General features: G+C 63.5%; 11 protein-coding genes and 1 pseudogene. 3 read left to right on the top strand and 9 right to left on the bottom strand.

The features are described 5' to 3' along the window. Positions 1 to 277: 277 nt before the first annotated feature. From BCR15_RS14305 to BCR15_RS05190, 6 genes and pseudogenes are all read right to left on the bottom strand, one after another. Positions 278 to 706: pseudogene (locus BCR15_RS14305) on the bottom strand (DDE-type integrase/transposase/recombinase); the annotation flags it as partial. 117 nt (positions 707 to 823) lie between these two features. Then, positions 824 to 1,243 carry a GlcG/HbpS family heme-binding protein gene (locus BCR15_RS05170; RefSeq protein WP_068751134.1) on the bottom strand — a complete coding sequence of 140 codons (420 nt, stop codon included), beginning with the start codon at positions 1,241 to 1,243 and terminating at the stop codon, positions 824 to 826. A 393-nt stretch (positions 1,244 to 1,636) separates the two neighbouring features. Then, positions 1,637 to 2,632: a dihydroxyacetone kinase subunit DhaK gene (gene dhaK, locus BCR15_RS05175; protein ID WP_068751136.1), complete on the bottom strand. Its 996-nt coding sequence runs from the start codon at positions 2,630 to 2,632 to the stop codon at positions 1,637 to 1,639. Between the two features lie 49 nt (positions 2,633 to 2,681). Further along, on the bottom strand, positions 2,682 to 3,323 hold the full coding sequence (gene dhaL / locus BCR15_RS05180; RefSeq protein ID WP_068751139.1) for a dihydroxyacetone kinase subunit DhaL: 642 nt from the start codon (positions 3,321 to 3,323) through the stop codon (positions 2,682 to 2,684). Between the two features lie 18 nt (positions 3,324 to 3,341). Then, positions 3,342 to 4,115, bottom strand: coding sequence for an HAD-IA family hydrolase (locus BCR15_RS05185; RefSeq protein ID WP_068751141.1), 774 nt, complete (start codon positions 4,113 to 4,115; stop codon positions 3,342 to 3,344). Next, entirely contained in the window at positions 4,112 to 4,990 is an 879-nt protein-coding gene (locus BCR15_RS05190; RefSeq protein ID WP_068751143.1) for a class II fructose-bisphosphate aldolase, read from the bottom strand. The genes BCR15_RS05185 and BCR15_RS05190 overlap by 4 nt, the downstream gene beginning before the upstream one ends. 140 nt (positions 4,991 to 5,130) lie before the next feature. On the opposite strand from BCR15_RS05190, the gene BCR15_RS05195 reads away from it, so the two are divergent. Next, positions 5,131 to 5,868: a GntR family transcriptional regulator gene (locus BCR15_RS05195; RefSeq protein WP_068751144.1), complete on the top strand. Its 738-nt coding sequence runs from the start codon at positions 5,131 to 5,133 to the stop codon at positions 5,866 to 5,868. 44 nt (positions 5,869 to 5,912) lie between these two features. On the opposite strand, the gene BCR15_RS05200 is transcribed toward BCR15_RS05195, so the two are convergent. The 3 genes from BCR15_RS05200 to BCR15_RS05210 are packed head-to-tail and all read right to left on the bottom strand — an operon-like array spanning position 5,913 to position 8,135. Next, positions 5,913 to 6,851, bottom strand: a complete 939-nt coding sequence (locus tag BCR15_RS05200; protein ID WP_068751146.1) for a transketolase family protein — start codon at positions 6,849 to 6,851, stop codon at positions 5,913 to 5,915. After that, positions 6,841 to 7,692 (bottom strand): transketolase, encoded by an 852-nt coding sequence (locus BCR15_RS05205; protein WP_068751149.1) that lies wholly within the window; start codon positions 7,690 to 7,692, stop codon positions 6,841 to 6,843. Before BCR15_RS05205 ends, BCR15_RS05200 begins: the two co-directional genes overlap by 11 nt. After that, complete coding sequence (locus BCR15_RS05210) at positions 7,689 to 8,135, bottom strand: RpiB/LacA/LacB family sugar-phosphate isomerase (protein WP_068751151.1); 447 nt, start codon at positions 8,133 to 8,135, stop codon at positions 7,689 to 7,691. The genes BCR15_RS05205 and BCR15_RS05210 overlap by 4 nt, the downstream gene beginning before the upstream one ends. Positions 8,136 to 8,242: 107 nt before the next feature. Between BCR15_RS05210 and BCR15_RS05215 the strand changes: the two genes are divergently transcribed. Together BCR15_RS05215 and BCR15_RS05220 are read left to right on the top strand one after the other, a co-directional pair. Then, positions 8,243 to 9,268, top strand: coding sequence for an HAD-IIA family hydrolase (locus tag BCR15_RS05215; RefSeq protein ID WP_068751153.1), 1,026 nt, complete (start codon positions 8,243 to 8,245; stop codon positions 9,266 to 9,268). Between the two features lie 423 nt (positions 9,269 to 9,691). After that, positions 9,692 to 10,135, top strand: coding sequence for a hypothetical protein (locus BCR15_RS05220; protein WP_068751154.1), 444 nt, complete (start codon positions 9,692 to 9,694; stop codon positions 10,133 to 10,135). Positions 10,136 to 10,271: the final 136 nt, after the last annotated feature.

Here is a 10,271-nt window from a genome sequence, read left to right on the forward strand (position 1 = left end):
GCTCGACGGCGACTCCTACCGCACCCGCGGCCACCGTCGCCAACCAACCAAGTAGAACCAACAACAACCATGAGAGGGGTCAATTTTCGATCGGCAACAGGGGGTCAGTTTTCGTCCGGCGTTGACACCAACCTCGCCGCGATCCGCGCGTTCGGCACACCCTCCGCGGCAAGCCTCCTGATCAAGGCCCAATCCTCCATAGTGATCACTCTCCGATCGTCGTGGGAGTGTCCACTTTTCACCGTCGAAAGTGTTCAGTTTTCAACCGTCGTCGACAGCCGACGGTTCCGATCGAGGGCGTGGCGCCGATGTCTGCGAGGGGTTCGCCGTAGCGAATCGAGGTGAATTGGGCGAGTTCAACCGGTCGATGCAACACCGCGGATTCTCGTGCCGGGCGCCGCGGGACCAGCGGGCCATCTCGATCGCGTTGAGGACCATCTCGGTGCGTATGTGCGATGCGACCCGCCACCCCGCGATCATCCTGCTGAACGCGTCGATGATGAAGCACACGTAGGCGACGCCCGGTCCAGGTCGTCACGAATGTCAGGTCGGTGACCCAGAGCCGGTTCGGTGCGGTCGCGGTGAACTCCCGCTTCACCAGATCAGGGTGCCGCGCCGACGCCGGGTCCGGCCTCGTCGTCTTGATCCGCTTCGAACCCCTCACGCCCTCGATCCCCGCAGAGCGCATCAACCGGGCGGTCAGGTCTCCACTGCTGCGGCCTTCTCAGGGCGCTTCACGACAAACACGCCATCGTCTGCCGCGCGGCCGTCGTCCTCAACGCCGTCATCGCCTGGGTCAAGACATTGTCAGACACGCCCTAGGTCAGAGTGCGGCGGCTCCGGCCTCGGCTACTGTCTGGTCCTCTTCGATACTGCCGGTGGACACTCCGATGGCACCGACGATGACACCGTCGCGGACGAGCGGAATGCCTCCGGGGAACACGACGATGCGGCCGCCGTGAGCATCGTTGAGACCGTACAGGTCGCCGGTCGGGCGTGTTGCTCCCGTGAGGTCTTTGGTCTGGGTCTGGAAGGCAATGGACGTATACGCCTTATTGATAGCGATGTGGATGCTGCCGATGTTCGCAGTATCCATCCGCACGTGTGCCTTGAGGTTGCCTCCGGCGTCCACGACGGCGATGTCCTGGGGCTGTCCGATCTCCTCAGCGCGCGCGATGGCGGCATCGATGACGCGGAGTGCGTCCTCAAGGGTGATGGTGTCCTGAATCTTGGGGTTCGACATGGTGTCTCCTCTTCATTGAAGGTCAGGTGTTGCGGGTGTTAGGCGTCGCATGAGCGACGACTGGGGTGGAGCCTCGGACGGTCCCGATCATGACTTGAAAGACAGTGGACCGACCGAGGGCTAGGGGTTCCCGTCAGATGACAGGAAGCAGTGCGATGGACAACCCGGTGGCGAGCGCGCCTCCGATGAGCGGGCCGGCCACGGGCACCCATCCGCGGACGTCTGTGTCCGCGGAGGTCAAACCGCGGGCTCGGATTGAGCGTGGTACAAGGGATGGTGTGCGTGCGAGCGGCGCCGGGTGGACAGTCGAGGGCCAACCGCGGCCCACCCGGGGATTGCTCAGTGTGAGACTGTGCGGCGCAGCGTGACCTGCGCCGCACAGCGGGGGGCTCCTTAGAAGGTGCGGATCGGGATCTCCGCGGGAGCCTCGAGAAGTTCGCGGATCTCGTCGTCAAGCTTGACAAGCGTGATGGACGCGCCCGCCATGTCCAGCGAGGTGCAGTATTCGCCGACATAGCTACGGGTTGGGGTAATTCCTTGGGCCGCGAGCTTCTCGTGTGCGATGCCGTACAGAAGGTACAGCTCGCTGATGGGCGTGCCACCGAGACCGTTCACCATCAGCGCGACGTCATCGCCGCTGCTGTAGGGGATGTCGCTCACGATGGGCTCCAGAAGCAGGTCGACGATCTCGTTCGCCGGGACCCACTTCTGACGTGCACGGCCGGGCTCACCGTGGATACCGATGCCGACTTCGATCTCGTCGTCGCCGATCTCGAACAGCGGCTCGCCCTTGGCGGGCGGGGTGCAGGCGGTGAGCGCCACGCCCATGGTGCGGGTGACGGCGTTGACCTTCTCGCCGATCCGGACGATCTCGTCGAGATCCTTGCCGGCCTCAGCGGCAGCGCCGACGGCCTTGATGACGAAGAAGTTGCCAGCGACGCCGCGGCGACCGATGGTATACAGCGAGTCCTTCACCGCGACGTCGTCGTCGATGAAGAGGGTGCGCACCTTGATGCCCTCTGCGGCAGCGAGCTCTTCTGCCATTTCGAATGCCATCTTGTCGCCGGTGTAGTTGTTCACCAGCAGCAGCACACCCTTGTCGCTCTTGACGCGGCGTGCGGCCTCGACGACGAAATCGGTGGGCGGGGCGGCGAACACGTCACCGGGGCAGGCGGCGTCCAGCATGCCCTTGCCGACAATCATCACGTGTGCGGGCTCGTGGCCAGAGCCGGAGCCCTGGATGATGGAGACCTTGTCGTTGTTGGGCGCATCGGCGCGGACGATGAGGTTGTACTTCGGGTCGTACGTGAGCGTGTCAGGGTTCGCCAGGGCCAGACCCTTCAGCATCTCCGGAACGAACGCCTTCGGGTCGTTGATGAACTTCTTCATTGTGTTCTCACTTCCTTGTGTGGGATGGGGGTGGAGGGAGGGTGAGTCGTTACCAGGTCTCGGCGACGCGCTCGGCGAGCACTGCCATCGCGATGGCGCCCGGGTCGGGGGAGCCGATGCTGCGCTCACCGGTGTAGGACGCGCGGCCACGATGTGCCTCGAGCTTCGCGGTCTCTTCGGCGGCGGCGCGTGCGACCTCGGCTGCGTGCTGAGCGACAGCCTTGCCGTCCAGACCCTTATCGAGGTCCGCCTCGATGGCATCGGTGAGCGGGACCAGAGCGTCCAGCAGCGTCTTGTCTCCGAGGGAGGCGCCGCCGCGCTTCATGATGCCCTCGACGGCCGAGCGAAGCATCGCGACCACATCGGCCTGGCTGATGTCGTTCTTGTCTTTCACGGAGATAGCGGCGCGAAGGAACGCCGTGCCCCAGATCGGGCCGGACGAGCCACCGATACGGCCGGACATCGTAGTCGCAACCTTCTGGATGAAGGTGCTGAGATCCGACCGGTCGTACTCGTCCCATTCGGCGATGACGTTCTCGAATCCGCGAGCGAGCGAGTATCCGAAGTCGCCGTCGCCGACAACGGCATCCAGGTCGCTGAAGTACTTCTCATTGTCGACGCACGTCTGTGCGATGAGCTTGATGACGCTCTCGACGCGGGCGACGCCCGCCTGGCTGAAGGTGCTGCTCATGATGATCCTCGGGTTGGGTTATCGGATGGTGAGGGCAGTGAGGGTGTCGAGGGTGACCTGACCGGTCTCCTCGACGCCACGCGGGTTGGAAAGGAAGCGCGCTGGCGTCTGCGGCTGGTCACCCAGGCTGTCAACGACCAGTGCCGCCTCGGTGAAGTCCTCGTCGGCGGTGTAACTGGACACCGTCACGACCGTGGTGATGCCGGCCGCGGCGGCGGCCCGCAGCCCGTTCTGGCTGTCTTCGACGACCACAGCGTCCGCCGCGTCGACACCGAGGTCCCGCAGAGCGAGCAGGTAGATGTCCGGTGCCGGCTTCTTCGCCGGGACCACGTCTCCCGCGTAGATACGGAACCAGGAGGCGGACTCTGCACCGACCGCATGCTCCAGCACGGCGCGCACCGATTCTTCGGCGGACGTGGATGCGACAGCGAGCAGCCATCCTGCGTCGTGTGCAGCAGCGACGATTCGGGCGATTCCGGGCCGCCCGGGCATCTCACCAGCTCGAACCTTCGCTGTATAGCGGTCCGTCTTGAAGCGGTGCCACCGCTTGACGAGCTCGATCTGTGCAGCTTCGTCGGTGGGCAAGTTCGCCGACGCAATGAAGTCGCTGGTGAGAAGCGAGGCGAGACGCTCCTTGCCGCCGCCGATTCGTACCTTCTCGGCATAGTCCTCCTCGGACCAGTGCACGGGAAGGTTGAAATGCGCGAAGGTGTCGTTGAAGGCGGGCAGGTGACCATAGCGCTCGGTGTCTGCGAGCACTCCGTCGCAGTCGAAGATCAGGGCGCGAGTCACGGCTTGACGGCCTTCGCCTTGGCTGCCATGCCATCGGAGCCGAACCACTCGATGTGGTCACCGATGACGCTGGTGACAGCATCACCGATGGCAGTCATCAACTTCGGCGGATCCCAATGGTTGTTGGCGCGTGCCCAATCGAGATGCTCCGCCGATGCCTGCATGTACGCGTGCTTGACGGCTGTGGAGATGTTGATCTTGGAGACGCCATTGTTGATGAAGGCGCGGAAGTCGGCGGGCTCAAGGCCGGTTCCCCCGTGAAGAACAATTCCCTTGTCCGTGAGGTGCGCGAGTTCGCGGGCGCGCTCAGGGAGAAGGGTCGGCTTGGACGTGAACAGGCCGTGGCTCGTGCCCAACTGCGGGGCGAGCAGGTCAGCACCGGTGCGCTCCGCGATGGCTGCGAGCTGGTCGACGCTATACGCGTGGTGGGCTTCGTCGCTGCCGACTCCGTCTTCGACCCCGAGGATGTTCTCGATCTCGGATTCGACGTCGACGCCCGCTGCGTGAGCCTCCTTGACGACTTCCGTCGTCTCACGCTCTGCATCAGCAAGATCACGGTCAGAAGCATCGAAGAGAACCGATGACCACCCGGCGGCAATGACGTCAGAGAGGACAGAACGGTCCGGGCAGTGATCCAAGTGGAGCGCGACCGGCACGGATGTGTGCCGCGTGAGCGCCTGGAAAAGGCTCGTGATGAAAGCGGTCCCCGAGGTGCGAACAGTCTTTGTCGAGACCTGGACAATCAGAGGCGAGTCCTTCTCCTCGGCTGCGGCGATGACCGCGCGCATGCTGATCTCGTCGAAGACGTTCACGGCGGGAACCGCGTATCCGTGCTTCCGAGCTCCCGTCGTGAGACGACGAGTTGATACGGCCATAGTCCGATCTCACTTCCTTGTGTCGAGCTCGGGCCAGAACATCCTTCGTTCCGGTCCGTCTGGACCCAGAGTACATGGCTATACAACTCTATACAAGACCTACTTGGTAAGATCATGTGGAAAATTCTGGAGGCGTAAGGATGACCGACGTGATTGAGCGCGACTCAGCGACACCGATCTATCAGCAGCTCGAGGACATCTTTCACGCGAAGATCGCCAGTGGTGAGTGGGCACCCGAGCAGCGCATCCCGTCGGAGAACGAGCTGAACCGGGAGTACAGCCTGAGCCGCATGACGATTCGTGGTGTGCTCAACAAGCTGGCGGGTGAGGGTCTGCTCATCCGCGTCCCTGGCAAGGGCACGTTCGTCGCCCCGCAAAAGATCAACGCGGTCTCTCCTGCATACAAAGGAATCCGTGAGCAGCTCGAAGTGCTCGGGTACGACATCGTGACGACGTTGATTTCTACGGAGCGCGCTCCCGCGCCGACGAGAGTGCGTGAGCACCTGAATCTGCCGGAGGGCGCCGAGGTCATCGCCATCATGCGACTGCGGACGGTAGACGGGAAGCCTCTGAGCGTCCACCGCTCCTTCGTGCCAGCGAGCCTCGCGCCGGGACTGGATCAGCTGGATGTCGTCAACGAGCAGCTGTGCGTGGTTCTCGAAGACAAATTCAATCTGTCGATGAAGAGTGTCTCCGAAGATCTGGAAGTCATCGCCGTGGACGGAACCGACGCCAAGCTGCTGGAGCTGCGCAAGGGCGACCCGGCACTGCTGTTGACGGATGTCATCACGAACCCGGCAGGGACGGCCTTTGAGTACTCGACCATCGTCTTCCGCGGCGATGCGGTGCGGCTGAAGTTCGATTACAAGCGTGAGTGAACCCGCCGTGGTGGATAACTCGGGGCCCACCACAGCGGGTCCGCCTAGCGGACGAGCAGCCGAATGCGCTCGTACAGTCCCGCGGCGTCAAGCGCGTATCGGGCAAGCAGACCTGAGTACGTACCGGTGACGATGTGCTCATGCGGCAACCCGATGGCGTGCACGGGAATTCCCGAGGATGCCAGAGCCTCGCCAACGGCCGCGGAGAGACCGCCGCGGGTGTAGTGCTCCTCGACGGTGATGACGCGTCCGGTGCGATGAGCGGACGCGCGGATAAGCGCCGCGTCAACAGGTTCGACAGTTGGCATCCCGATGAGCTCCACATCGACGCCGTCGTCCGCGAGCCGTTGCACCGCGACCACGACCTCCGGGGTGATGGTCCCCGTCGTGACGACCGTTGCGCGAGACCCTTCCCGAATCATCCGCCCTTCCCCGATGGTGAACGGTGCCTGCGGGAACAGATCGGGGATCGATGGGCCCCCGATGCGCATGTACACGGGCCCGTCGTGCTCAATCATCGCCTTCGCTGCCTCCCGGATCTCTCCGGGGTCCTGGGGTGAGAGGACGACGACCCCGGGAAGCATGCGGATGATTGCATAGTCTTCGAGGGAGTAGTGTGTGGGCCCGAGGTCGGAGTAAGTGATCCCTCCGTTGCGACCGACGATCTTGACGTTCTGACCCATGTACGCGATGTCGTTACGGAATGCTTCGTAGTTCCGGTTGGTGACAAACGCTGCGATGGCTGCGAAGACGGGGATTTTCCCGGTTGTTGCGAGACCTGCCGCGACGCCCGTTGTTCCGTGTTCCTGAATGCCGAACTCGTAGTAGCGGTCGGGGTAGCGCTCGCGAAATGAGCCGAATCCCGACGACAGCCCGCTGTCGGCGGAGAGGACGACGACACGGTCATCGCTCGCAGCGAGGTCGGTCACTGCTTGCCCGAAGGTCTTTCGCGGATCGATAAGAGTAGGCGTCTCAGCAGCCATGGTCGTTCCATTCGCGCAGGTTGTCGATGCGGGCGTGCACTTCACGTTCGGCTCGGTCGAGTTCCTCGACCGTCGGCTTCCAGTAGTGCGAGGCAAGGGTCCCTTCCAGGAAGCTGATGCCCTTCGCCTTCGTCGTGCGAGCAACGACGACAGTAGGCCGGCCCTTTTCACCGTCCGCGGTGCTGACGGCGCCGAGGACGGCATCGATATCGTTCCCGTCGATGGTGACGGTGTTCCACCCGAACGCTGCGAACTTGTCGGCAATCGGCTCCATGTTCATGACCTCAGCGGTCGGCCCGGAGATCTGCAGATCGTTGACATCGACGAAAGCGACGAGGTTGTCGAGTCGGTGGTGGGCCGCAATGGACGCGCCTTCCCAGTTCGCCCCTTCGGGGAGCTCACCATCCCCAAGGACGGTGAAAACCCGTCCTCCGTTGCCCGCTGCGCGAAGGCCAAGTGCCATCCCTGCGGCAATCGACAGCCCGTGACCCAGGGCGCCCGTGTTCGCTTCAATCCCCGGAAGCTTGTGAAGGTCAGGGTGACCGCCGAGTTTGCTGCCGACGGAGCCGTAGGTGTCGTACAGCGTCTCCTCGAAGTAGCCGCGCCGGCCGAGGACGGCGTACTGCGCCATTGCTTTATGGCCCGCGGACAGCAGGAACCGGTCGCGGTTCGGGTCCTTCGGGGCTTGCGGGTTGACGCGCATGGTCGCGAAGTACAGCGCGGTCACGATGTCGATGCACGAGAGTGCTCCTCCAAGGTGGCCAGAACCGCCTGCCCGCACCATCCGCAGGACGTTCAGGCGTGCGAGTTCCGCCTCGATCTGCAGCGGGACGGTATTCATACGCGAGTGTTCTCGGTTTCGTAGTCGTACAGAGCGGCGAGCTTCGGAGCGCTCCGCTCGTTCTCCCCGTACGACACCGAGAGGTATTCGCGAACGAGTCGCTTGATCGACTCGACGCCGGTGACCTGAGCTCCGAATGCGACCATGTTGGCGTCGTTGCTCAGCTGAGCACGCTCGGCTTGGTACGCGTCCGTGAGCAGTGCGCAGTACGCCCCGGGAACCTTATTCGCAGAGATGGAGACGCCGATGCCGGTGCCGCACATCACGACACCACGCTCGACCTCCTTCGCCGCGACGCTTTCCGCCACCGCTATGGCTGTCTTCGGGTACAGGGGGTCGTCGGAGCCGAAATCACGAACCTCGTGGCCGAGCTCGCGAAGGTAATCAGCGACGGCATCCTTGAGGGTGGCTGCATTCGGGTCGCAGCCAATGCCAATCAACATACGGGACTCCTATCTATACCTGTATAGCCCTGTCTAGCTGATCATAGACCGAATCGGCGTAGAATGGAAGACCGGACTGTAGTCCACCCATCGACCTGGGAGACAGCATGGCCAGAGACGCCCACCCCACCCCTCTTGACAGCGCGGACGTCATCCTCTCCGACCTCGACGGAGTCGTCTACCGCGGCGCAGCACCCATACCGCACGCCGTCACCGCTTTGAACGCGGCTCGAGAGACGAAGACGGTGGGGTTCCTGACGAACAACGCCTCTCGGCTGGCAGCGGACGTCGCGGAACAGCTGACGACAATGGGACTCGGCGTCGACGCAGATGATGTCGTCACCTCACCGCAGGCGACACTGCTGCTCCTCTCAAGGGTCGTCGAGCCTGGAACGTCTCTGCTGGTCGTCGGTGGTCCGGGGCTGACGACGGTGCTCCAAGGGGCGGGATACCGACTTGTCCGCACGGCGGATGAGCATCCCGATGCGGTCGTGCAAGGTTTCTCACCACACGTGAGCTGGAATGACCTCGCCGAAGCTGCTTACGCTCTGGCCTCCGGGATTCCGTGGGTTGCGACGAACCTCGACACCGCACTTCCACTCGAGCGCGGCCTGGCCCCCGGCAATGGTGCGATCGTCGCAGCCGTACGCGCTGTCGTCAACCGCGAACCGCTCGTGGCCGGAAAGCCCGAAGAGGCGATCTTCGACGCCGCGCGCGAACGATTCCCCGGCTCCCGATGGCTATTCATCGGCGACCAGGTCGACACAGACATCAGAGGCGCAAACCGATCCGGGATGAGTAGCGCCCTCGTCTTCACTGGCATCAGTCAGCCTCAAGATGCCTTCGCCGCGCACCCCGATGCAAGACCCGACTTCATCTTGCGCGACCTTCGTGATCTCACCTTGCCGTACCCCCCGATCCGTCTCACGCGCAACGGCAAGTTCCTCAAGTCGGCCGCCGCTGATGCAGTAGTTGCCGCCGACGGGCGTCGGGTCCGCCTTGTCGCCACGGGGGAGGAGCCCATGAATGTAATCCGAGCCACGGCCGCTCTCATCTGGGAGCATGCCGCAACCTTCGACAGTCTTGAGCTCGACACCGAGCTCCACGACGCCATCATCGCGGCCCTTCGTTGACGGCGTCAGCGCGTCGCTTGCTAGGAGATGCCATCCTCCTACTCTGCGAAGGTCCGCAGTAAGACAACGTCCACCCACCTCGCCGGAGGGCTGACGTCGATGTACACTCGGGGGCTCGGCTCAGACGAATCGCAGCTCCAGCAACGCGAAGAACGATTCCATCGCTGAGTTGTCGGCGCTGATGCCGACATGAGTGTGCTGGCAAGGTTCAGCCCGAACCGGCCGCCGCTCCGGCTCCGTGGGCTCAACTTCAAAGAGTTCTTCGAGTGGCTTTCGAAGTCGGTTTCGCGTGTTTCCCGGTCACCCCCGGGTGACACAGTGAAGCTCGACCTCGAAGGGCTTGCTGGGACATGCCGCGCCGAGCTCGAGTCTACTTGATTGGGTTCCGACCCTTGCCAACATCGGCCCTGCGATGATCGGGCAATGAAGCGTTGGTTGGGCGCCGTCGCCGTGGTCTTTGCTGTGGGGGGCGTCGTGGTGATGTTGCTGCCGACCCTGGAGATGCGCTGGCTCGTCGACCCGTCACTGGGTGTTGAGATGCCCATGACTCGGCATTCTTGGTTCGACCCGCTTTTGCTGGGGTATGCGCGCTTTGACGCCCCGTTGTCGCTGATTGCGGGGGTAGCAGGAGTCATCCTGCTGTTGCCTGGGCTCCGAAGGGGTTCGCCGTCGTGGATCGCCATCGGATGCTTGATCGCAGCCGCTGTGGTGCCGCTCATCGGCTACGCGATCTACGGAACACTTGGACCGGCCGCGCTCTTCGCGCCGATTTTGATGGCTGCGAGTGCCGCGACGGCGATCCTCTGGCACCGCCGGGAAAACGCATACTTCGCCACCCGGAAGACGAAGGTCGTCTCTGAGCATTGATCTGATCTGGATTGCGCCCCGCTGGGTGGTGGGCTTTCGGGGTGTTCCCCGGTTGCTCACGCGTCGCCGCCGGTGATGGCGGCGATGGGTTCATTATCGCGGGCGGGGAGCAGTAGCGCCATGGATCCTTCGGAGA

Source organism: Tessaracoccus lapidicaptus, from assembly GCF_001693815.1.
Taxonomy (GTDB): domain Bacteria; phylum Actinomycetota; class Actinomycetes; order Propionibacteriales; family Propionibacteriaceae; genus Arachnia; species Arachnia lapidicapta.